The sequence below is a fragment of the Brevefilum fermentans genome, from assembly GCF_900184705.1.
GTDB lineage: Bacteria > Chloroflexota > Anaerolineae > Anaerolineales > Anaerolineaceae > Brevifilum > Brevifilum fermentans.
This window is the reverse complement of sequence record NZ_LT859958.1, coordinates 1,030,639-1,054,476: the sequence shown is the minus strand read 5'-3', so window position 1 is coordinate 1,054,476 and position 23,838 is coordinate 1,030,639. Positions and strand designations below refer to the sequence as shown.

Annotated in this window: 19 protein-coding genes and 3 pseudogenes; 3 read left to right on the top strand and 19 right to left on the bottom strand. The window is 44.8% G+C overall.

What is annotated here, in order from left to right:
* Window positions 1–272: 272 nt before the first annotated feature.
* The 12 genes and pseudogenes from CFX1CAM_RS11615 to CFX1CAM_RS04640 form a co-directional block, all read right to left on the bottom strand.
* Window positions 273–776: pseudogene (locus tag CFX1CAM_RS11615) on the bottom strand (ATP-binding cassette domain-containing protein).
* Window positions 777–938: 162 nt separating this feature from the next.
* Window positions 939–1,928, bottom strand: a complete 990-nt coding sequence (locus CFX1CAM_RS04695) for a hypothetical protein (protein ID WP_087861903.1) — start codon at window positions 1,926–1,928, stop codon at window positions 939–941.
* Window positions 1,929–2,093: 165 nt separating this feature from the next.
* Entirely contained in the window at window positions 2,094–3,263 is a 1,170-nt protein-coding gene (locus tag CFX1CAM_RS04690) for an amidase domain-containing protein (RefSeq protein WP_087861902.1), read from the bottom strand.
* A gap of 1,145 nt (window positions 3,264–4,408) precedes the next feature.
* Window positions 4,409–7,243, bottom strand: a complete 2,835-nt coding sequence (locus tag CFX1CAM_RS04675; RefSeq protein WP_087861899.1) for a JAB domain-containing protein — start codon at window positions 7,241–7,243, stop codon at window positions 4,409–4,411.
* Entirely contained in the window at window positions 7,240–7,413 is a 174-nt protein-coding gene (locus CFX1CAM_RS11320; protein WP_157891703.1) for a hypothetical protein, read from the bottom strand. Before CFX1CAM_RS11320 ends, CFX1CAM_RS04675 begins: the two co-directional genes overlap by 4 nt.
* Window positions 7,410–8,183 (bottom strand): CD1107 family mobile element protein, encoded by a 774-nt coding sequence (locus CFX1CAM_RS04670; protein ID WP_087861898.1) that lies wholly within the window; start codon window positions 8,181–8,183, stop codon window positions 7,410–7,412. Before CFX1CAM_RS04670 ends, CFX1CAM_RS11320 begins: the two co-directional genes overlap by 4 nt.
* Window positions 8,170–8,418: a DUF4315 family protein gene (locus CFX1CAM_RS04665; RefSeq protein WP_157891702.1), complete on the bottom strand. Its 249-nt coding sequence runs from the start codon at window positions 8,416–8,418 to the stop codon at window positions 8,170–8,172. The genes CFX1CAM_RS04670 and CFX1CAM_RS04665 overlap by 14 nt, the downstream gene beginning before the upstream one ends.
* A 10-nt stretch (window positions 8,419–8,428) precedes the next feature.
* On the bottom strand, window positions 8,429–9,802 hold the full coding sequence (locus tag CFX1CAM_RS04660) for a CHAP domain-containing protein (RefSeq protein WP_087861896.1): 1,374 nt from the start codon (window positions 9,800–9,802) through the stop codon (window positions 8,429–8,431).
* Window positions 9,803–9,814: 12 nt separating this feature from the next.
* Window positions 9,815–12,145: a VirB4-like conjugal transfer ATPase, CD1110 family gene (locus tag CFX1CAM_RS04655; RefSeq protein WP_407923329.1), complete on the bottom strand. Its 2,331-nt coding sequence runs from the start codon at window positions 12,143–12,145 to the stop codon at window positions 9,815–9,817.
* A 4-nt stretch (window positions 12,146–12,149) separates the two neighbouring features.
* Window positions 12,150–12,533, bottom strand: coding sequence for a PrgI family protein (locus tag CFX1CAM_RS04650; RefSeq protein WP_087861895.1), 384 nt, complete (start codon window positions 12,531–12,533; stop codon window positions 12,150–12,152).
* Between the two features lie 17 nt (window positions 12,534–12,550).
* Entirely contained in the window at window positions 12,551–13,420 is an 870-nt protein-coding gene (locus tag CFX1CAM_RS04645; RefSeq protein WP_087861894.1) for a VirB6/TrbL-like conjugal transfer protein, CD1112 family, read from the bottom strand.
* A gap of 6 nt (window positions 13,421–13,426) precedes the next feature.
* Window positions 13,427–13,642 carry a Maff2 family mobile element protein gene (locus tag CFX1CAM_RS04640; protein WP_087861893.1) on the bottom strand — a complete coding sequence of 72 codons (216 nt, stop codon included), beginning with the start codon at window positions 13,640–13,642 and terminating at the stop codon, window positions 13,427–13,429.
* A 204-nt stretch (window positions 13,643–13,846) separates the two neighbouring features.
* Here CFX1CAM_RS04640 and CFX1CAM_RS04635 point away from each other — a divergent pair, with 204 nt between their 5' ends.
* A complete protein-coding gene (locus tag CFX1CAM_RS04635) occupies window positions 13,847–14,809 on the top strand; it encodes an amidase domain-containing protein (RefSeq protein WP_087861892.1) in 963 nt (320 codons plus the stop codon).
* A 187-nt stretch (window positions 14,810–14,996) separates the two neighbouring features.
* On the opposite strand, the pseudogene CFX1CAM_RS11725 reads toward CFX1CAM_RS04635, so the two are convergent.
* Together CFX1CAM_RS11725 and CFX1CAM_RS04625 are read right to left on the bottom strand one after the other, a co-directional pair.
* Window positions 14,997–15,352 (bottom strand): annotated as a pseudogene (locus CFX1CAM_RS11725) (VirB6/TrbL-like conjugal transfer protein, CD1112 family); the annotation flags it as partial.
* A 5-nt stretch (window positions 15,353–15,357) separates the two neighbouring features.
* Window positions 15,358–15,572 (bottom strand): annotated as a pseudogene (locus CFX1CAM_RS04625) (Maff2 family mobile element protein).
* A gap of 321 nt (window positions 15,573–15,893) precedes the next feature.
* Here CFX1CAM_RS04625 and CFX1CAM_RS04620 point away from each other — a divergent pair.
* Both CFX1CAM_RS04620 and CFX1CAM_RS04615 read left to right on the top strand, forming a co-directional pair.
* The gene (locus CFX1CAM_RS04620; RefSeq protein WP_087861889.1) at window positions 15,894–17,594 is read left to right on the top strand and encodes an ATP-dependent nuclease; all 1,701 of its coding nucleotides are present in this window, start codon (window positions 15,894–15,896) and stop codon (window positions 17,592–17,594) included.
* On the top strand, window positions 17,594–19,015 hold the full coding sequence (locus CFX1CAM_RS04615; RefSeq protein WP_087861888.1) for a DEAD/DEAH box helicase: 1,422 nt from the start codon (window positions 17,594–17,596) through the stop codon (window positions 19,013–19,015). Before CFX1CAM_RS04620 ends, CFX1CAM_RS04615 begins: the two co-directional genes overlap by 1 nt.
* A gap of 244 nt (window positions 19,016–19,259) precedes the next feature.
* On the opposite strand, the gene CFX1CAM_RS11675 is transcribed toward CFX1CAM_RS04615, so the two are convergent.
* The 5 genes from CFX1CAM_RS11675 to CFX1CAM_RS04590 form a co-directional block, all read right to left on the bottom strand.
* Window positions 19,260–19,508, bottom strand: coding sequence for a transposase (locus tag CFX1CAM_RS11675; RefSeq protein WP_087861887.1), 249 nt, complete (start codon window positions 19,506–19,508; stop codon window positions 19,260–19,262).
* 169 nt (window positions 19,509–19,677) lie between these two features.
* Window positions 19,678–20,319: an ABC transporter ATP-binding protein gene (locus CFX1CAM_RS04605; RefSeq protein ID WP_087861886.1), complete on the bottom strand. Its 642-nt coding sequence runs from the start codon at window positions 20,317–20,319 to the stop codon at window positions 19,678–19,680.
* Between the two features lie 12 nt (window positions 20,320–20,331).
* Window positions 20,332–22,158, bottom strand: coding sequence for a hypothetical protein (locus tag CFX1CAM_RS04600; protein WP_087861885.1), 1,827 nt, complete (start codon window positions 22,156–22,158; stop codon window positions 20,332–20,334).
* 39 nt (window positions 22,159–22,197) lie between these two features.
* Window positions 22,198–23,277: a hypothetical protein gene (locus CFX1CAM_RS04595; RefSeq protein ID WP_087861884.1), complete on the bottom strand. Its 1,080-nt coding sequence runs from the start codon at window positions 23,275–23,277 to the stop codon at window positions 22,198–22,200.
* Window positions 23,278–23,408: 131 nt separating this feature from the next.
* Window positions 23,409–23,786, bottom strand: a complete 378-nt coding sequence (locus CFX1CAM_RS04590; RefSeq protein ID WP_157891699.1) for a hypothetical protein — start codon at window positions 23,784–23,786, stop codon at window positions 23,409–23,411.
* Window positions 23,787–23,838: the final 52 nt, after the last annotated feature.

Here is a 23,838-nt window from a genome sequence, read left to right as displayed (position 1 = left end):
CATATCTGATATAAAGCGCTAACTTATTTCCACCTCCTGAAAGTTTTCCTTTTCAGCGGGGTTTTCTTGCTTAGATGCCTTTGTTTCACGCAGTCTTTCCCGTATGGATTGCTTCTCGGTAACCCCATCCCGCTTGTCCAGGTGATGCGTCACCCTAACCCTACCGTCCTGGCAGTCAATATCCACTCTTTCTGGTGCCATCTTGGTCGAGGGCCATTTCGGCAGTTTTTTTGACGAAGCTGGACAGCTGAGGGAAATCCGATATTTCAGGATTAGCAGTCATAGCGTTTACTACCCTGGTTTGAAATCATATTCCTGAAACGTACCCGTTCTTCTGGATCCAATCCTGAGGGAAGTTCATCTGCGAACCGCACTGTTTGGTCATGTGCCAAGGCTTGAGCAACCACTAGGCGCTGTTTCATTCCACCGGAAAAAGACTTAATCTGCTTATTATCCATGTACGCCAAGTTGACCTCCTCTAACTGCTTCATGATCGTCTGGGTAGAGAGGTCAATACCGGAAAGCAGTGCCCAAAAGTCCAGGAATTCGTAAGCAGAGAATTCCGGATATAGCCAAAGAAAATCCTACGGAATGCGCCTAATGCTATTTCTGACTTCGCGTGCTGGACGCTTGGTGTCAAAACCACATAATATAGCCCGACCAGCTGTCAGTTGAATGAGACCAGCCAAGATGCCAATCAGGATAGTTTTCCCAACTCCATTCGGACCAAAGAGCCCACAAGCGCCTTCATCCATTGCTAAGTTAATGTCGCACAAGGCAAAAACACCTGCTTAATACAGTCTGGTCAGGGATTACGTTTGTATGTATGTCATAATCTCCTATTCAAAATAAATCTTGACAATCGGCTTTCATAAGCTATGGAACGAATTCTTGATCACAATTACCGTTTATGGTCATTTGATTTGATATCATGGAGTTTAAGGATAATCTGTAGTTATTCTGGAAATCTGCAGCCCATCTTTCAAACGTTCCAAAGTAAAAAACAACACCACTGGATCATCATTCACCCTTAATCTAGCTTCAACTACAATACGATGTTGCTGGAGGTCTATACTTGTCATCGACGATTCGTTATCCGTGAAGGGAAGTGGTAAAAGTTGTTCTACGATCACCCTCTGTGGTTGATTTAATTTATCTAGAATATAGTTCAGGTTCTCTTCAAAAACGTCATCTGGCAAAACTGTTTTATTTATAATTCCTCGCAACCGTAAATCTACACGGGTCAGTAATCCAGAAACCCTCGCAAGACTTAAGTAGGTGTCCGGATGGCTCGCAATAGTCTCCAGATACGCGTTGGAACTCGGCATCTGGGCTGTTGCCGTTGCGTCCGATGACCAATTTCCTAAAAGATTTTCAGTCGGGTAAGCAGAATTAATTTCAGCGATTCGCCATCCATCTTTCGTATGAGAAAGAATCAGGTAATTAAAATATGACTTTCCATTTTCAATTGCGAGCAGTGCATCTTGCGTTTGGTATGCTCTCGCCTGACGCAAGAACACCAAATTACCATTCTCTATATCCGCATCGTTCAACCTAAGTGGAGAATAAGGCTCGAGCGAAAGTGGGGTTAACATATCTAATTCAAAGTGTGAAATCCAATCTGCGTGCCGAGAATATTCTTCCACCTCCAAAGATTCAGCCATGCGGCAGCAAAGGAATGAATAAGCTTCCTTGGGTGATCCATAATATTGTAAGGCGTCATACTTACCAATCATCACTGCGCCCTCAAACAGATCTTTTACGGACATATGGTCAATGAAGATTCGGTAATCCGTTGAACTTGTGTCTGGATTGGTCACTCGGGGTTGAACAGTTGAGGTTGATACCATAGGGTTGCTTGGTACTATGGGCTGACATGAAACGAGGGCAGAAATAAGCAATCCTACAAACAAATTCTTCCAAACCATTTAGATCCTCTCATTCTGTAAACTATTGATCCTTTCTGATTGAAATATAGCAGTAGTTTTTTAGAAAGATATAATAGTGGTAGGGCTTGTCCATCATAAAGTGGCATGATAGACTAACCCTACCAATTACTTTATTATCTTCCGTTCATGCGACTATAACTTTATCTACCGGTAACTGACGATATTAATGAATTGAATCGTCGATGCGCTATAATAAGAAAGACGTACCCTACTTTGGTCTGGCGTGTGGCCATTCACATAGTAATTGTTCAGATTGGTACAGTCACCAGAAAGCCCGGTTATTATTACTGTGTGGTACCAACCCCGCGAAGAATCATAGAAGAATACAGGATCACCATCAAACGCTGAGCATCTACCGGCGTAACTTCCATATGGTCCAGAACCTGTATTGCTTGTCAGAAATGTCATCAATCCACTCTGACCGCTCTGCCCTCCAACCCTTACCCATGCTCCAGAACCATAATAGAGGTTATATGCAGAGTATCGATACCATTGTTGGTCAAACTCAGGCATCTTACTCGGTGGTACTGGAACCGGAGACATTGAACCATTGGTCCCAGCAAAAATAGCTTGCGATACGAAGTTGGCGCAATCGCCTCCTAATCCTGTCATAATAGCATATGCAGGATTGTAACTTATGGCCCAACCCATTGCATAGTTTACAGCATTTGAACTGTTGTAAGTATAGTTTATTTCATTCCGATCACCTGTTGGTGTCATCTCTTCATTCTTTATTGAAGATGCTTCAATGTTTCTCTGAATATTATTGAGGATAGTGGCATTACTTTGTTCTCCTATGGTCAGATGTATCACATCCTCGTATCGATCATCGTAGATTAACCAACCCAAATTAGACTTTGTTAGTCTTATCGTGTGAAGTAAATTTGAAGTCACCAATGGATCGTTTGGAGTGTCCAAGAATTCTATCAAACTGTTTTCAAACAATTCAACATCGGCTTGGTGTCCGTTAACATTTATTTTATTAAATTCGAGGCTATATTTGTAATTTCCGTATTCATAACCATAAGCATTACCAATTTGAATTAGTGTAGAGTCATGCCTCTCTTCTTTAGTCAGCCACTCCTGGCTCTTTGGATTATCTAAATCAGCAATGCTTGAATAGTCGCTTAAAGTCATTTTTACTTGAGCATTAAGACGGGTCTGGAATAACTTGTCAATGACACTTTGGATTGATTGGAGGTCATCTTCGTTTCCTGTAATTGAATTTGCGTTGGTGACACTAGTTCTTAAGAATGTTGCAAGCAAGATACAGGAAATTAGAATCGTTACTTGAAAATATTTTTTTATATTCATTACACTCTCCTTTAGAATATTGTTATTAATCTATTTGCTTCGATGTTTTGTTTGAAAGACGCTATGATGAAAAAAAACATCCTTTATTTGTCAACGTACCATAGCTAAATTGATAAATGTGGTAGATGTGACGAAAGATGGAACTACCAATACTAGTAATAACAATATCTGCCTCAATATTCTTTCTCCTTTTCCTGTTAATAAGACAAGATTTATTCTTCGCTACGATTGACGATTTCTTCCTTCTCTCTATTGCAGCTTTGTGACAAGCATTCAATCTTTCTGAAGAATAAACTAAAATCCTGGAATTCAGCTAATGTCTAGTAGATCGCCAATAATTAGTATACTTATTAATGCTGCCTTTTCGATTAAACAGTTGACTACATCTATATAGAAAGCATACAATATCGGACATTAAATTGGCGTTAAATTAATCGCTGATCTTTAAGCAAAGCTATATTTAGATAATATTGAGGCAAATCTAAATCAACCCCAAGATGAATTTAGAATCTGTTGCTGAGTTTTTCAATTACAGTTCTGTTGATACTAGCTTCCAAATTTTCAACCAGTGGCTTTGGCTCAGTGATTATCCAATGTACAAAATTCCAAGGGACGACCATATAATAAAAGTTTTGGAACTGTTATTATGTAGATTAAATTTTTATCATCAAAACTATCAGCACATGGATAAGGAATAATTTCTGTACAACTCATTGGTCAAGCATCACTTACGTTTTCGAGCCTGAGCGAATTCACTTGTGAATGAAAACCTATCCACAAAATCAATAATTGATTTGGTTATTGACTAACTGTGCAGAAAAGCTTGGGGACAATTACGAATATCGTACGGATTACCTTCTGTTCAGGGCTGGTTCTATAGGTTTTATTGAATCGTTCTATGTTCCTGTTGATAAGGATTATGTAGAATTAGGCGAACCATTTGTGAAGTGCCCAGAATATTTGGAACCATCGGAAGCGCGGATGGAAAATTTAGAACTGCGTCTTGCTTCTTCATACGAAATTCCACCTCTGGTGTAAGACGGATCGGGTCTTCTCAAGTAAAAAACTTCTCAACAAATCTAACCAACCAGAAAGAAGCCACCTTAGAATTAGGTGGCTTTTCAATTCAGTTCTGATACAACGCACTAGCTAATTTCAAGCTCCTGAAAATTTTCTTCTTTGTCTGGGTTTTCTTGTTTAGATGCCTTCGTCCCACGTAAGCGTTCACGGATCGATTGCTTTTCGGTGAGCCCATCCCGCTTGTCCAAGTGGTGGGTCACTTGAACCCGACTGTCCTGACCATCAATATCCACTCTTTCTGGAGACCCGTCATGGTCAAGGTCCTTTTCGCTGGCATGCTCATTGATGTAAGCATCCAACTGAGGGAAGTCAGGACTTTGCGGATTAGCGCTCAGGTTCATTTGTAGCCTGCTCTCTTGGACATAAGAAGATACGTCCGCATAGTAAGCCGTCAAGGCTTCCCTCTTTTCCTCAGCAACGCTTGCCAGCCCGGCCTGATAGCCTTCCGTTCGTTCCTTGAGGAAGGTCAGGGCTTGATGCTGATTGAAATAGGGTAAGAGTCTATTACGTACATCCTCTAAGGCATTGGGATCGGCTTGCAACTGCGTTTCGCCCATTTCGTTGAGGTAATTGCGCCAGATGCGATCTGATAGAGCCTCCTGTACGGTCAGCTGCATGTGGTGAGAGAGACTGCCTTCCCCTGCACCAATTTCCTGTTTGCCTGTGTATGCGGCAGGAATACCTTCCTTGATGTATTCGATGCGGAAGTCTGTGCTATAGGTGAGGGGACCCGCGTAATCGGACCTTTGCCGGTCGATCGCCTGCCTTTGATCCAACCTTTCCATGAGACGATTGGCTTGAGAAAGAGGCAGGCTCATGCCAGAAGGGATATCGTCGAGTTCACTACGGGTAAAGGTCACCTGAGGTTCACTTGCTCCTAAAATGCTCAGTGCTTCAAGCTCTCGTTCAGAGATCCTCTCAGTTTGGATTTCTGATCTTCCACTTTGGCTAAGAACTTGGTCTTTGGCTGCATCCAGCAACAACTCGGGTTCGGCCAGCAAACCCTCTGCAAGCAGATTTTGAGCGGGATCCTGAAGCTGGTATTGAATACCTTCGCCTTCACGCAGAAGGGATAAACGTTCCCCGTTTTCAAGCATGTAAGTGGCTCGGTTTTGGTCGATTTCATTCAGGTCTTTCAACAAGACACTGGCAAAACTGGTATAGGGGGAAGCATCCTCCTGTACCAGAGCACGCAACCAGGGGCGCAAACCTTGTCCTTCAATACCTGTTTGTGTGATGGGAGCTGTCTCAAAGCCATATGCCTGCAGTTCTTCTGCCAGTGCAACGGCTTTGCCCTTGACGGTCTTCCGGGCAGTTTCTTTGGTTTGGGCTGGTTCCTTATCAAGTTCGTTTTTCAATTCAAGCATCTTTGCGTCAATTGAATCGATCAGGTCTGAAGCGGTATCGCGGATAGTCTTGAGTGAGGCTTTCAGCTCCGATAGTTCCTTGTCTCCGCTCCAACCGGCGACATAGCCAAAACTGTTTTCTCCGGTCTCAATGCCATAATACTGACAGACAGCATAAGCGATGCTTTCTGCCTCCACTTCCTGGGTGCGGGGATCTTTTCCTTTTTCACCTGCTTGGGCACCCCGGGCCTGAGGGTCGCGATCATGTAATTTGGCGTGGGCGATCTCATGTACAGCAGAGGCGAGGGTTTGGGATTCACTCATCCCCTTGCGCAGGGCAATGCGCTTATCCTTGAGATGGTAGTAACCGTCCTTGGTCGCCTTCATATTTTCAAAAGCAATTGGAACGGGAGAAGCGTTTTTCAGGGCATTGAAGAGCAGTTCATAGGCTTGCACCGGTTTATCCAAAGCCTTGGAAAGACTGGGCAGTTCCTTGCCCTCGGTCTGTGAAACATCAAAGACTGGCACCACCTTGAACCTGGGCACGTTGATCTCTGTCTCCTCCATGATTGGCTGACCATCCTTGTCCAGTATGGGTTGCTGGGAGACCGGATCGAGCTTTTCCTTTTGGACCAGGCGCCTCTCCGGAGCCGGGGCGATGATACGGATTGCCTGTTCACCTTTGCAAACATGCCTTTCGAATTTCTTTTGCCAGGCGTGGTATCCGGCAACCAGCGAAGCTTCCGGGTTCTGCATAGCGATCAGGAGCGTGTTGTTGAGACTGTAGCGATGAAAACGGGACATCACCTTCAGGTAGTCGGCATACTTGCCACTGCTGAAGATTTCCTTGATGCCTTCCTCCAGTCGTGCAGTGATCTCATCCAGGGCTTTGTCTTTGGAATCATAGGCAGGCTTCTTTTCAGCCAGCGTACTCTCTGTCTGGTAATGGCCATGCGCTTCCAGAACGCCCTGGGCGCGAAAGGAGTAGACATCCTGACGATTGAGTCCGGTAATAATGATGTGATCCACCACTGGGATACCCAGCATTTCCCCGGCTTCTTTGAGTGATTTAGTCACCGCCAGGTCTTCCGGACTTGGAGTAAGGTTTCCCGAGGGATGGTTGTGACAGAGCAGTACTGAAACGGCTTTGTTGAGAATGGCATTGCGAAAGACTTCCCGGGGATGGATTACCGAAGAGTTGATCGTGCCAATTGAAACCTGTTCATAGTCGATCACCCGGTTCTTGGTGTTCAGAAAAGCCACCACCAGAGACTCCTTGTCATGCACCTGATCGATCACAGAGTGCATGTAACCTGCCGCGATACTGGGTGAGCTGAGGATCGGCTTTTCGCGGGTCAGGGAACTGCTCATACGATAGAGATCGAGAAACGCCTGGTGTTTGGCGAGCTGTTCCGGTGTTTCCAGCAATTGATAAGCATTATCTACCAAGGCGGCTATACCCTTGCGTTGGGCGTATTCGGTAACAACTGCCTCCTGCACCCCAATGATGCGGGCATAAGCGGCGATATAGCGTGTTTCTTCAGCAGGGTTCATACAGCATCCTCACTTTCTTCGCTTTTTTCCAGCAGGAAGAGCAGCTCTTCCAAGTCCTGGGCTTGTTCTTCGGTTTCAACGAAGGCACGTGGGTCAAGGCGGATTTCAGCGATGTTCTCACTGGTCACTACCACCCCGATCAAATCAAAAATCAATTCTTTGAGATTCATTCTTCTCCTTCACTTTCTTTCCAGGCATTGACTTTGCTGGAACTGTCTTCGAGGTATTCGTCGGTATAAAAATCGGCTTCTGCAGGCAGTTTGTCTTTGGGCTTGACCACCTTCCAGTAGAAGAGGGCAGCGCCAGCCAGCAGGAGCAAGACCACCCCAACGATGATCATGGCAGGCTGAAGGTTTCCCCAAAAAGGCTTATCTGATGCAGTGGGAGCTTGGGTGCTCGAGTTATCAGGTGCAATTGTGGGTGACACCGGTGTAGCTTGTGGCAGGAACGGGAGCAAAGCAGGCATCTGGGTACTTTCCACGAAATTGAGCAGGTCAGCCTCATCCACTTCGGTTACCAGATAAACATTGTCACTAACCTTGGTGTGGTCAATGATCAGATAGAAGACCTTATCATTGCGGGTCTTGATAATGTAGAACTCTTTCTGGGGCGGAATTGCTGTGATCAGGAGTGGCGGTTGCAGGTCGGTATCTGTGCGTGGTCTGGGGGTCGCTTCGACTGTGGGTTCTTCTGTGGAAACGGGCGTTGCTCCACCACCCATGGGCAGGCGCACAATCGTGTATTCGCTCATTAAAGCAGACCCTGGGGGTATCTCTGCAACCAGACTGCCCTTGGCATCTGTGGGAGGAGCGGGAGTGAGGCGTTGTGCCGCTGATATTTTTAGCGGGTAGGCTGTGGCTGCCTGGGCCCTGCTAAGAGTAAATGCCGAGATAAATGTGCAAATGGCAAGGACAAATAAGCGGATTTTATTGATCTTCATCTTCTTCAGGCTCCCAGGTTGGAATGTTGTGGATTTCGGTAAAGGGATTGCGCTTGAGACGGACAAGCAGCTCGTCCAGTTGAGAGGGTTTCAGCTTCAGGGAGCGTACCGTCTTGAGGATTTCACTGTTCTCCATTTCGGTTTCTTTGCTTTCCAGGTCTGTCAATTTTTCCTGCAGACTCTGGATTCTTTTTTGGATTTGTTCTTTTTCTTTTCTGAGTTGGTTCAGGTTCATGGTTTTCTCCTTAGTCAAAATAGTTAGGGGTGCCATACCCGTAGATTTGGGAACTGTTAATTGGATAGGCATCGGTATGCACGCTGTCCGCCCAATTGCCTTCGATGGTGTAGACTGTGCTGCTGTCACTGCTTTCGACGATGCCGACGTGATCGGGAACTCCGTCACCGTTCCAGTCAAAGAAGATTATTTCCCCAGGAGAAGGCTGATAGCCCCGCTCCTGCCAGGCGTCTGCTGAACGAAACCAGCTTTCTCCAACGCTGCATCCGGCAAATTTGGGAAAGCGCCCATCGGCGATAAAACCGTTCTGATCGGCCACCCAGGAGACAAAAATCGCGCACCATTCCACCCGGCTGGGGAAGCCATACCAGGACCAATAGGGTTCACCCCCAACCTGACCCAGTTGGGAACGGGCGACCTCGACCATGCCCTCGGAACCGCGTAAACTCTCCACCAGCCCCCCGATGATATTGCCGCCCATCACGGTTGTAGCAGAAACGGCAAAGGAAGCCAGTGAGCCAGCCAGGAGCAAGAGGACTAAAGCAATCGAGGCGTATAAAGCCGCCCGGCTCTTGACGACCTGCACAACCTTGCTGAAGAGCTTATTGGCTACCCGAGCTGTTCTTTGGCGAGTGGATGCAGAATGTAGACTCATTGCGGCTCTGTAGCTGCGAATGTACTCACGCTTGATGCGTTGCTTTTGGATATAACGCAGCACTGGATTTCTGACAGGGCTGGCTTTGAGATTATCTGTTGCGAAGGCTTCGGCTTGCTGACGTAGGCTGCGGGCTTGCAATTGCCGCATGGATGTTACAGACAGTTTGCTTGATTTGGTCTGGAGCAGGCGCATTCGGGATTGCAGCAAATAAGCAGATCTTTCACCTGCCTGAAGCGCGTCAGTCCCGGAGTTCTGATCTTCAGTATTTTTGGTCTCTTCCTGCAGGCGGGTTCTGAGCCAGAGGGCAGGAGCAATGCTCAGATTCTTTGGCTTCTTAAGCTTTGCCACCTTGACTGGTTTCCCGAATTGCAAGGAGGAAACAGGCGAATCCAATTGACTTTCAAAACGCAATTTGATAACTTTGTGCTTAGCATCCTGGATTTGTTCCTCTTGTCGCAAAACGACTACCTTGGGCTGCTCAACCACAAAAGTATGGCTGAGTTTTCGATAGGCTCTCTGTCTGGTTGGGGCTTTATCTTTTACTGCCATCTGTGACGCTTGTTCTGCCAAAGTTGTTTGATTAGGGACGCTTGCATCATGAACAGCTTTGGGAGGCGCCTCCACAGATGGTTGATCACCCGCAAGAATTTGGTTCCGCACCGTTCCTTCCTCTTTTGGTTGGTATTGATAATTTTCTTTACTTCTCAATCTTGATTTTCTGCTCATGCGAAGCTCCTTTTAGACCTCATCCGGTTTGGTGGTCATGATCTGATAGAGCTGCGTTTCTTTGGGGAAGTGGTCACTGAAGGGGATGATGGTATTGCCATAAAAGAGCAAGCCTTGTCCCTCACCACTGTGAGTGACATAAGAGAGTTGGTCTTTAGATATGTTGAGATGCTTGGCCAGGATCTCCTGATCACCACTGGCCTGATTGAGCATGTAGATGAAGTCAGAGTTATCCAGGATGTTCTCAATTTCGCGGGAAGCCAGCAGGTCCTTGACGTTTTGGGTGATAGCCGTTGGAATACCGCCCCACTTGCGGAAGCGTTTCCAGATTTCAACCGAATAGGCAGCGGTTTGTTCTTCCTTGAGCATCAGATGAAACTCATCCTGATAGAACCAGGTGGTCTTCTTGGCTGCCCGGTTCCTGGTGACCCGATTCCAGACCTGGTCCTGGATCACCAACATGCCCAGCTTTTTGAGCTGTTTGCCAAGTTCACGGATATCGAAACAGATCAGGCGGTTATCGGTATTCACGTTGGTATGATGATTGAAGACCTTGTAAGAGCCGGTTACATAGATTTCCAGTACGGTTGCCAGGTAACGAGCACTAGGCTCATCAATCTCCAGGAGACGCGCATAGAGATCTTCCAGGGTGGGCAGATTCGCTGGTTTGGGGTCCTGCAGGTAGGGTTGATAGATCAGCTGAACACAGCGGTCTAGCACAGATTTTTCTTCCGGCTTGAGCCCACTCTTCCTGCCAGCTGCCAGCTCCATGAAGGAAAAGATGAAGTCCATCTTGAGCGCGACCGGGTCTTCTTCCTCGCTGTAGTCCAGGTTGAGGTCGAGTGGATTGATGTATTGACTGGAATTGATTGAGATGCGCACCACCGCGCCTTGCAGGGCGTTGACTAAGGGAGCGTATTCACTTTCCGGATCGGTGATGACGATCTCATCCTCGGTCACCAGAAAAGCGTTGGTGATCTCCCGCTTGGCAGCAAAGGACTTGCCAGAGCCCGGTGTGCCAATGATCAGACCGTTTGGGGTCTTGAGCTTCCTGCGGTCTGCCATCAGCAGATTGTTCGAGAGAGCGTTCAGACCGTAGTACAAGGCCGGAGCGGGTTGAAAGAGTTCCTGGGTGGTGAAAGGCACAAAGATGGCGGTGGCAGAGGTAGTCAGTGCCCTTTCAATCGGCACTGGGTTGATGCCTAATGGCAGAATGGCGGTCAACCCCCGCTCTTGTTGAAAATTCAAGGGACGCAGACTACAATTGGCGGACTGGGCGATCCCGGCCGCCTGATAAAAGTCATTCTCCAACTTACTTTTAGAGTTAGCCATATTCATCAGCAGGAAGGTCACCAGAAAGAGGCGTTCATTGCGACTTTGCAGGGATTCCAAGAGCGTCTTGGCTTCAGCACCGTAGGTGACCAGGTCGCTGGGAAGAATGTCCATGTCATAACCCGAACGGATGGCTTTCTTCTGTTCTTCGATTTTCATCTTGTCCAGGTCAGTGATCTTGCGTTTGATCAGCTTGATCGCTTCAGTCTGTTGAATGCTTTGAATATGTAGCGTGACTGCCAGATCGTTTTCAAGTATGAGGAAATTCTTGAGCAGCTCATCGGAGAGCTCCGGTGCAAGGATTTGCAGATAGGAGACCTGGGCGTATTTTCCACTCATGCGGAAGCTGTTGCTTTCGTGAAAGTCAAAGCCGTTGGGCGCGATGAAGTCCTTGGTTCCCAATCCGCTGGCTTTGAGCTGTTTCCAGTCGAAATGAAATTTCTCCTGACTTTCATTCAGCAGGTCGTGCATCACTCGCAGGCGTTCTGCCCCGTTCAGACTTTGGGCAATCGCGCCCAGCCCGCGCAATTGACCAAAGAGGTCCAGTTCGATACGCTCCAGGCGCACTTTGGCAGTTTTGTAGGAATCCGCTTCAATGCCGAAGACCAGGTACTTGCTTTTGACCAGCCCGTTATTGCCTTTAGCCAGTTGGGAGCTGAGCATCTCGGCGTATTCACGGCGGATAGCGTTGAAAGCATCTGCTTGCTCATCAATATCGATCGAAGTTTGATAGTCTTCGATACGGCCGGAATGATTGTAGAAGCAGAGTTGTACTTTGATTGAGCTGTCGAAGTAGTTGAGCAGTTCGCAGTATTTATCAAAGATGGCGCGTTTGTCTTCTTCCAGGGCGAGCTGATAGTTGATATCCTGATACTGGATCGCTTTGGAATAGAAGCGTTCGTTCACCTGACAGATCCCATCCGGATAGATCAGCTTATAGGCCAGCGTCTTTTGCGCTGTTTTGGGGATTAGCTGCTGCGGTTTATTATGTGTTTGCCGCTTGACAGGTATCGGATTAACTTCTGATTTTTGCTTTTTTCTTTGCACGGGCAAGCAGCTCCTTTCTCAGGTTGAGTTCGGATTGGAGGAGGCGGTAGAAGTTATCGGTTTGATAGGGTCGGATGCGGGGGTAGAGGAAACGCACACGGATAAAGTTGCCGATGAAAGCCTCCAGAGGCATGCCGTCCTTTTCATATAAGGCGAAGGCGAACAGTGGCAGCATCACCATCACCATCAGCAGGGCGGCCAGATCGTTTCCCAGGGTCGAGCGGGTGAACAGGTATAGGGGAACTCCGGTCAGTCCGGCTGCCGAGAAGCAGATTAGTTGTCGGCGGGTGAGGTTGAGCGCTAATTTGGTTTTGACCCGGTTGAGGTCTTTGGGCACACTGACATAAGCCAAGAGGGGACTCCTTTCTCCTAATGGGCGTTGAAAATCGATTTGGACAAGCTCCCGGTCTTGAACAAAGAGAAACAGAGGAGCAGAGTATAGGCAGCTATTTGAAAGATGCTGGCATGGATGTTCTCGGTAAGAATGATGCTTTGTACCAGCACGGTGTAGATGGCCACACAGACCATCATGAAAAAGCCCTGAAAACCCAGGGCTGCCAGGTTGCGTAGGTAGTTGTTACCCATCTGACCCCATTCCCGGTTAGCCAGAGTGGCAAAGGGGATTGGAGCAACTGAACAAGTTAGAAAGATTTCGATCATGCGACCATAGAGGATCACCGTTATCAGAACGGAGAGCAGCTTCATGGCATTTCCCACGAGCAATGTCTCCATGGACAAAGCAGCTAATTCGGCAATGCCTTTATCCTGTAGTCCGGCAAGCATGCTCGCCAGGACAGTGTTGATATCGATATAGGCACTGCCTCTGATCAAAGCTGAAGCTGCGTTGACCACATGTTGGGCAACATCAAAAATCGCCATGGTTATATCGAAGGTGCGTGTTACCAGAAAGACTGCTACCCACATCTTGAGGAAGTACTTGAAGAAACTGAAGCTGTCCCCGTCGTGCAGATTGTTCTTCTCAGTGATCATGGTGATCAGCTCGTAGCAAAGCACGAAGGTGATTACCATGCCTGCAATGGGGATGATTACTGTCTCAGAGAGCGAGCGGATCATGCTGAAGATATTGCCATTCCAGCCTTGGGGTGTCTGCCCAATTTGTTCGGCGATCGTGGCTGTCTTTTCATTGACATCCACAAACATGGTCGTCAGGTTGCTTTCGATCAAACCGATGAAGAACTCACGGATAGCCTGCTCGATCTTGTCTAAAAGACCTTGCATCGGGAGTTATCCGAAGAGACCAGCCAGGAGGGGGATCAGTTTGATGCCGATCAGGACGACACCACCCCCGGCCATGAGCTGTTTGATGCCCTGGCTTTTGGCGCCTGGGTTATCGTTGCCGTACCCTTCCAGTAAGTTGATAACACCCCAGACGGAGAGACCCGCTCCCAGGGCAATGACTAAGATTTTGAGAATGTTGACTGCTTCGTTGAAAAATTCCATATGCTGACCTCGCTTGTTGAATTAGCACCTCGAAATTGAGTGCGCTATTACTTAAACAACGGTCAGCTGGATTTTGCTAAGACTGAAGATTGAAAAAACTTTAAATTTATAACTGACACCGTTTCGAAAATGAAAAAAATGAAACATTTCATCGCCTTAGACCGTTTATATAATAAGAAACAATCTTTTCTTCGGAAACATTAAATGGATAATCAAAAAGGAGAAAAAATGAAACCTGTAAAATCAATTGTCCTTATACTTATTTGCTGTCTTTCGATTATTTTCCTAAGTGAGTCTGCAGCTGGCCAAGACAAATTGATTTCAGACGGGGAGCTTATTGTCGAAAGATATCTTCTAGAAAAAAGAATATCTCTAGAACCTGAATCTGAAGAGTATGCTCAATTCCTGAATAGCATATTGTGGGGCGGAGTTATGGAGCTCTCAAAAGTAGGAACAGACTTTGTCAAAGACCAGTACGATCTTGAGGCTTTAGAAGCGTATTGTATAGAAACTGTGATTCAAATCTTATATGATGATTACGTTCCAGGGCCTCCAGATCCCCCAGCAGAATCATATGTTGAGCCACAGTCTTTTTCAGATGACAAAAATCAAACCTTCAGTTACTCTCGTTCGCTTGCTATCCAGTATGCGAGGGATTATTATGATAATTACAACTCTTCTTACCCCGCATTCACATCTGATTGTCAAAATTTTGTCAGTCAAATAGTAAAGCGTGGTGGTTTTGGAATGAGTGGTGACGGTGATGGCTGCCGTTCGGAAAATACATATTCTGAGTGGTATATGATTCCAAATCCTGACCCTACAATATTTTGTTTGGGTGATGGCAGGTATTTTGAGTGGTCAACTGGTTGGACGGTCGTAGATCATTTCAAGTGGTACTTTACCTATAACAATAGTTATGCTCAAAACTTAGGCTGGACGAGTAGTTATTCGACTGCTGCTATTATGTTGGCTCCTGGAGATGTGATTCAATTGCAAATACTGGGTTCGGATGGTACTTGGATTGGATCACATAGTGTTTTTGTTACCAAGGAGGATAGTACAGGTTTATATGTTACATCACATACAGATGACTACTTGGACAAAAAACTATCCGATATTCCACTTTCATCTTCAAAGCGTTTGCTACTTATTAGATTCCCATAAAGTCCAACCCTGTTTTGTGATCTCCTGCTTCTAGAATGTTATGAGTAATAACTTCTTGGGTAAATATAATTAACAACCTGTAAGAACTAGAATAATAATCAAGTTGGCAAATCCTTAACTATCTATCCTGATTTTTTTAGGCATAGGGATGACGCATTCGGTTAGTGTACGCTTAGATGAATATATGTATATCGAAGGTATGGGTCACCAGGAAGACGGCCACCCACATCTTGAGGAAATACTTGAAGAAACTGAAGCTGACCCCGTCATGCAGGTTGTTCTTTTCGGTGATCATGATGATCAGCTCGTAACAAAGTACGAAGGTGATGATGATGCCTGCAATAGGGATGATCACCGTCTCGGTGAGCGATCGGATCATGCTGAAGATATTGCCGTTCCAGCCTTGTGGAGTTTGATCGATCTGTTTGGCGATTGTGCTGTCTTTTCATTGACATCCACAAACATGGTCGTCAGGTTGCTTTCGATCAGCCCGATGAAGAACTCACGGATAGCCTGCTCGATCTTGTCTAAAAGACCTTGCATTGGGATTATCCGAAGAGACCAGCCAGGAGAGAGATCAGTTTGATGCCAATCAGGACGACATCACCCCCGGCCAAAACTGTTTGATGCCCTGGCTTTTGGCACCTGGGTTATCGTTGCCGTACCCTTCCAATAAGTTGATAACACCCCAGACGGAGAGACCCGCGGCCAGGGCAATGACTAAGATTTTGAGAATGTTAACTGCTCCGTTGAAAAATTCCATATGCTGACCTCGTTTGTTGAATTAGCACCTCGAAATTGAGGTGTACTGGTACTTAAACAAAGGTCAGCTTTTTTTGCTAACTTATCAATAAGTTATTGATTTGTCATTTACCTCGGTTTATAATTTATTTATAAATAGATATTCACAACCATTGTCACGGAAAATGATAACAATAGTCCGATTTCGAATGGATTTGTTTATCTAAAGAAATCAATCTCTTAAATTTATTCTGTTAGCCAGCAACACAAGTAGAATTGAAAATAATTGATTTGCAATTGAAAGAGAACCTAGTGTTAAGGGGAATCGGTAGGAGAGGATGCAATGAAAATTACCAACTTAAAAGTCAATAACTTTAGAGGAATTAAGAATTGTGACATAACGTTCTCTGAATCTTCAAATATAGTTTGCATTGTCGGTTCTGGTGATAGCACCAAGACCACCTTGTTGTCAGCAATTGAGTGGGTTTTATGGCCAAGCTGGTCTCTTCAAGTAGCAGATAGCGATTTTTATGAGTGTGCCGTGGCAGACTCTATTATCATTGAAATATCTCTTATTGGAGTTCCAAAAACATTACTAACTCAAGAAAAGTTTGGGCTCTTTTTACGTTCTGGTCCAATTCTTTCGGATGAGAATGATGAACCGATAGATGACCACACAAATTGCATAACAATACGCCTGTCGATTGAATCAGACTTCGAGCCTCATTGGGAAGTTGTTTGTAATCGGAAGGAACCAAAGCCTATATCAAATAGGGATAGACAATTGCTCTCATTAGGAGTTATTGGCCAAAACTCTGAAAAAGATTTTACTTGGAACAGATATTCAGTGTTGCAACGGTATGCAGAGTCAAAGGGTGTGATAAAAGAGGCTTTGATCTCATCTCTTAGGGATGCGTCTAATCATGCAGACCTCTCAGAGCTTGATACTATTTCTGATAAACTGGTTGCGATTGGGAAGGACTACGGGGTAGGATTCAAAGGGCGTATTAATAGTCGTTTGTTTATTAATGGTTCCTCAATAAACTCCTCTGTAGGATTATTTGATGAGGATACTCCTTTTCTTCTTAGAGGTAAAGGAAGTCAACGATTAGTATCGATGGGGTTAAACATTGGTGTTACTGATGAGGGGACTGTTCTGCTGATCGATGAAATTGAGGCAGGCTTAGAACCTTATAGGCTGCGGTCCCTCATAGGAAAATTACGAACACGCATCCCTTCAAATGGTCAAGTTATTATGACCACACATTCCCCTGTCACAGTATGTGAGTGTAATGTCGATGAGCTTTTCATTGCGCGATCTCACGTTGGAACAACGACTCTCACTCCAATGAAGGCAGAGAACATAACTATAAACGAGTTTGTTCAGAGCCAAGTTCGAAAAAATCCTGAAGCCTTTCTCGGTAGACGATTAATCGTATGTAAAGGGAAGACCGAGATTGGTTTTATACGGGCTTTAGACAGTTTCTTGGACTTCAACCATAAATTCAGAATGGCATCTGAAGGAGTTTCTTACTGTCTTGGCAATGGAGATGAAACCATAGAAGTAGCGAAGCTATTTTCGAGTTTTGGTTATGAAGTATGCATATTAATGGATTCTGACAAGCACGCAGATGAGATAATGGAAAAGGAATTATTTGACAAATGGAACATTCCAACTTTTGCATGGGAAATTGGCAATTCGATTGAGGAACAAATCTTTAAAGATGTGCCAAATGAAGTTGCTGAGGAATTGTTGCAAATCCCAATAGATGATAAAGGCTTTCATTTGGTTGCAGAAAAACTAAAAGATGTTTTGGACATCAGTGTTACAGGTAAATTTTCATTAGTCGGATTTACTTCTGACCAACGTAGGCATATAGGAACAATCTCGAAAGCCAACTCCAAAGAAAAACAATCTTGGTATAAACGGATCGATCTTGGCGAGGAAATGGGAAATGTTGTCTTTGACAATTGGTCACAGATTGAAGATTCGACAAATCTAAAAACGGTTTTGCAAAAATTGATAGATTGGATTATTCAGTAATGAATTCCGAAGAAATTAATAGAATACTTTCTTTTCAAACATGCAAGATAGTAGCACCTGCCGGCCATGGAAAAACAGAAATGATTTCTCAGTTAGTATTATTGTCTGAGGGGACCCAGTTAATCCTAACTCACACAAATGCAGGAGTTGATGCACTTCGAAAACGAATGGTCAAGAATCATGTTCCGAATAAAAAGTATACCATTTTTACTATTGCTGGTTTTTGTATGTTGTGGTGTAGGTCTTTCCCGGTTTTATCCGAAATTGATCCTTCTTTAAATCCATTAGATAAAAAACATTCCACCCTTTATTACAATCAACTATATAAAGGCACCAATAAAATCTTCCTTCACAAATGGGCGCAAGAGATACTAGGTAATTCTTTTACGGGGCTTATTGTGGATGAATACCAAGATTGCATGATAGAGCAACATGAGATTTTTTGCTCGATTGCAAAAATCCTTCCTGTTAGAGTATTAGGTGATCCGATGCAAGCAATTTTCCAATGGGCAGGGGAGTTGATTGATATGGATAAACTTCTATTTCCAAATGTTGATATAGAAACTCAACCATGGCGTTGGGTTTCCAGCAATTTAGACCTAGGGCAATGGATTTCCCAAGTTCGAAATGCTTTACAACCAACACTTGCTGGAGTACATCAGTCTATTAACTTCTTGGATATTGAAGGATGCGTAAAGCTGCTTCCTTCAACGAATTTTAATGGCAACAGGCTTATAAGTGAGTTAAGAAATCATTCTTCCGTTGCATACATAACAGCCTTAGAAAATAAGCAGTTGAGCTTTGCACAATCAATGGGTGGCTTTTTCCAGTTCGATGAGAAACAAAAGTCAGATTTACTTTATAAATTTGCAGAAGAATTCTCTAGATCTTATGGAACACTTTTATGTAGAAATCTTCTCAACTTTCTTCAATCGTGTGCTTCTCATGTATCAACAGAGCTTGAATCATACATAAAAAGATTAGAAAACGGATCCTTCGATTTTGTGCGCATCCAAAAACATAAACCTCTTGGTAACATTTTAATAGAATTAAACCGGTCTTCAAACAGATTCTTTATCAAACAAGCTATTGATTACGTAACAGTAAACCCTCTTTTCAATGTGTATCGCAGAGAAGCTTTTGTTGAAATGAAGCGTGCTATTGATTTGAGTGAAGAAACCGGATTAGATTTACTGGAATCAATGTCAGCTATTAGGCATGATCAAAACAATCACGGATTTTACAAGCGCTTATCGACACGAACTGTATTGGCAAAAGGATTAGAGTTTGATTGTGTAATAGTTGATTTGAGTAAGCGATTTACGTCTCAAGATTTTTATGTGGCAATTTCCAGAGCCAAAAAAATGGTGTACATCCTAAGTGATCATCGAAATATTGTGTTTACAGGTCGAAAGTCATAGAATTGGCTTGCAATGAAGGTAATGTAAAGTATTTTTCGCACATTTAGGAAACACTTAGTAAGTTATCCTCCAAATGTTGCATGTTCAAGTATGTCTTCTGTCCCCCGAGCGAGTCTTGCATGTGTCTCAGCCTGGCACACTCCAACATCAATGCCGATTGGCTATCTGGGAATGTGCCAACCGTCCTGGTTCAGCGCCTGATCTCCCGGTTCAATTGTGCCATGGCATTGTTCGATCTAATCCGTCACCAGTACTCTCTGCGGATTTCCATATAGACTAGGGTTTCAAAAGCCGAAGTTTCTACAACTTCCTGAGCATGGATGGATTTGAGCATGGCTGCTTCCAACTTGACCTTACCTCTGGGTACTATCGAGAAAACATTACGGTAGAAATGCACCATGCAGCGTTGGACACTGGTCAATTGATCAGTCTCAATCAAGGCTTTACGTAGACCAAGACACTTGTCTCTAACCAAACAATTGTGTCCCTGTATTGACCTGCATCCAAAAAGTTAGACAATAAAACCAACCGAGGAGGGGCATTTTTTGACATAGTTTAGTGCGGTCGTCTTGCAACTATTTCAGAAACAGACTCTTGATTTCACCATTCAGAATATTACAAATGAGAACAGAGGACCGGAAGCCCGGGGTTGGGGGCGCCTATCAACTGATGAGCGCCAGTTGCCCTCCAGCCATTTCGTAAGCTTTGTCGCAAAAGCTGGCAATCTCTTCTTTACTATGGCTGGTGATCAAAATGGTTTTGCCTTCCTTTTGTAATTGCCAAATCAGCTCGTGGAACCAATCTTGCCCGGCGAAATCCAGTCCGGTGGTCGGTTCGTCCAACATCAATAAGCTTGGGTCTTCCATCAATGCCTGAGCGATGCCCAAACGCTGGCGCATTCCGGTGGAATATGTGCGTACAAGGCGTTTGTCATTCGGATCCAAACCAACCAGGCGAATCACTTCTTCAACCCGCTCTTTGCTGACCGTGTTGCTCACCATCGCCAGTAAAAGCAGGTTGTTCTTAGCGGTTTCGGTTAAAAGCAAACCCGAATTGTCAAAATGCACCCCGGTTGAGCTTGGAAATTCCACTTTTCCGCCCAGCTGGATACCGTTGACTGTAACTGTTCCCGAATCGGGGACAACCAAACCGGCGAGAATACGCATAAAAACCGATTTTCCACTACCGTTTGTGCCGCAAATGGCAACAATTTGATTTTCTTCCAGATCAAAGTCCAAATTTTCCAAAACCTGCTTGCCTTTGAAAGCTTTACTGATATTTATTGCGGATAATATGGTTGTCATAATCAATTTCCTCTAATCATAGTCGGGGTGGCTGAGATAATCTTGTTTGCGATAGGCAAGCCAGGTGACAGGGATCAAAATCGCCAGCCAAATCAGCCAGGCATAGACAGAATGCCAGGCTTGGTCAAGATTGCGAAAAACGAAGGGATAAAAACGCATAACCAAATTGCGAATAATCGGCAGATATTGCAAAACAACCGGTACATTCAAAAGAATTGACGAGAGCGGCAAACTGGCAATCAGTAAAATTTCAACCATCAAATATCCAATCAGACGGCGTTGCGTGAGCGTGTTGATTAGCAGAACCAAAAGGCTCATTGCAAAAAAACCGAGCGTCGACATCCCAAAAACAGCCAGAAATGCCTGGAAATGCGTGTTCGGAATGGTCAGAAAAACGGGAATGTTAATGTGCTCAGCAGAATTACGATAGACACTCCATTGGTTCGAGAAGGGCAAACCCAAAAACCGACCGGTCAGGTGCATGGTCAGAAAGACAATCAGGCTATAGGCAATTGCGGATAAAAAGAGGAAGAGAATGTGCGCCAGCCAGCTTTGTTTTCGTGAACCGAGCCTTTTGACCGCCAATTGTCCAAAAGCACTTTGCGGTTGCAGGTCGCTAATCATAAAAAGGAAAAGGTTTGCGATGATAAGCGCCATGGTTAGCGGGTCGCCAATCGTCATGAAATAGAGATCCCAGGTATTGGGCGGGTTGCCAATCAAATCTACCGCAAAAAAAGAGGGCATGCGCAATTTCATCCATCCGAACATGACGATCGTAAGCACGGCGACAACCAGAACAATAAGGACGATCCGAATCGGCTGAATGTGAATATTGAGCAAATTGCGGAAATAGTTGCCAAAAACAGTTCCTTTTTTCAATCGTTTTTCATTCACCGGGAAGTTTTGCAGCCAGGAGGGCACTAATTTGGAAAGACTGAAACCATCTTTTGGCTTGCGGTTCTCGCTCAGAGAATTTTCGAGCACCTGTTTGCGTTTGCCAAAGAAAAATATCAGCAAGCCAATCAGTAAAATAAGACAAAGTGGCAAAATCAGGAGGTACGGGATTTCGTTGACCGCCTCGAAATTGTGTGTAGATGAAAAATTCGCTTTGAGCAAAACTTCGGAAGGTGCCCAATACCAGGGGATTAGCCTGGCGTCACTGGCGAAATATTGGAGCGCATTTGCCACTAAGAAGGGCAGACTGAAGGCGACGAAACGCTGATTTACCAGCAACGTACTCGCCATTCCAAGACTGGCAAAAATTGCCGCAACGATGAAAACCACCGCAATCACAAGCAAAATGAAGAAGTCAGGAGAGTTATTGTAGAGCTGGGTTACTTCAGCAATTTCATAGGGACGAGCGAAAATAGTGTTGAAAATGGGGTGATTGAGAGGGTTGTGATTGGTCAGGCTTGTGAAGGCGTAGAGCAAAACAAGCGGAATTGAGGCTGCCAGTCCACCGGCAAACGAGTTTGCCAAAAATTTGGCTGAGATTACTTTGCCAAAGCGTTCGCGCACTGCCAAGCGTTCCAGATAGCCCTGCTTGCGATCGGTTACCAACGAATCGGCAAAGGGAAAACAAGCAATCAGCGGCAGCATCAGGTGATAAAAACTCTGGGTATAACTGACATACCATTCCTCAACAAAAGAACGCTCACTCGGCAGTTGATAGGCAAAACGTAAGCCGACAAGCAGCAAAAGGCTTGCCATGATCAGGGCGATCAGAAAGCCTCGCGAGCATAATGCGCGCTTAATTTCGGATTTGAAGACTTGACCAGGCTTGGGTTTTGATGTTGGGTTAAACCTGGTTTTTAATCTCGGTTCGATGGGAAGTGACAAATTTTCACCTTTTCATTCTGAACCCTTTTATTCTTTTTCTTATTGAAGCCATTCTTCATAATTTTTTCCGTCCCTCAACAATTGGAGGGCGTGTTCGTATACTTTTCTTTCCATTTCCGGAAGCTCTTCAAACCAAACCAATTCTGCACGATGGTTATAGGCAGCAGGTTCGCTGCTTTCAATTTCTCCGCTTTCATATTCCCAAACGGAATCACTTGCAACAACCGAACCGGTTTGCAGGTTGAAAAATAGCCTCTCAGTCGTCTTGGTGATAATCCCTTTGGCTGTATATGGACAGGGGGTCAGATAATCGATACTGCGTTTAAAGATGAAAACCGGCTCTGCTTCCAAAAGATCGACCCAGGCTTCGTACTGATAAACCTTTTCGGCTTTAGGACAATTAGCAATTTGTTCATTCATCAACCATCGTTGTTGATATCGGATTTCTTCAGTGTTAAGACCCCGTTCCTGGCAAATAAACCAACCCAAATTCTCCCAGGTTTTCTCAGGCATTTCCTTCATTCCATTAAAAGGATCGAGAATTAAATCATGTGGAAAAAACACTTCTTCCGGACCTGACCGATTATAAAAATAGGCTTCGCCGTTATTGTCAACCTTGTAATTTTTGCCGTAATCCCCCTCCGGAGAGAGAACACAGGCAGGTTGCATGGAATCCGGACCGTAGATTTCGGGATAATAAAAAAATGTTACCGTGCTGTCGAATTTGTGTGTTTCTGGCTCTGTAACATGGACCCAGGTGGAGATATTTGGGATGTCTTCTGCTTCAGAAAATGATAGTCCTTCGCGATACCATCCGGCTTTGTCAATTTGAGCCATGGCACGGTCATGTAGATCGTCGAGAATTCGGATAATCACCTCCCGGTCGCGGGTGGGTTTATCCACTGTATAGAGACTCTCCCAATCAGCAGTGACGGTTTGCACGTCGATTCCCTCCGCCGGTGTAGCTACTTCCACCTGATTTGGTACTGTTGCGATTGGCTTAGTCTCAGTTGGACCTGGCAAAGCAGTGCCATCCCCGGATTGAGGAGCTTGATAAGTTTGCCTCGTGCAGGCGGCTAATAACAAAATGAGAAAGCAGACCAAAGAGTATTTGCGCATCCTAATTCCTTCCATAAAGTTCTTCTAATTTCGGCAGGCCTTCATTATATACTTCCTGAACTCGATCAGTTTTCCAAGGAGTATTCAAAGGGATACATCTCATCAAAGATTACCTGATCATCTAGCGGCAATTACCAGTTTATAAGGGTTACTGGAATACCATAAAAAGATTTGCCGCCCAGAATATCTTCTATTTGTTCTCTGACTGTATGTGAAGGAAAAAAAATTACAATACTTCCTCTTCCTGGACATGATGATGCATCAACGCTGATTGTAACCTGGCCTTCAGAAAGACCTTCGATCTCTCTTATTATCTCCTGATTTTCTGCGACGGCGTTTTCAACCACGGTAATCTCTGGGAGATCCTCACATTGAAGGTAATGATGGTAATTATCGTACAAAATGTCATCGATAATCCTCTGAACGAAATGGGTCGAGCTTTCTAGGAGAACAAGGATGACGAGTACCAAAGCTAAAATGATTATTAATGTCGTTTTTCTGTTTTTCATTTCTTCTCCAATGAAGGTGCCTAGCCAAAAAAGCTGAGCACCTTCACATCTC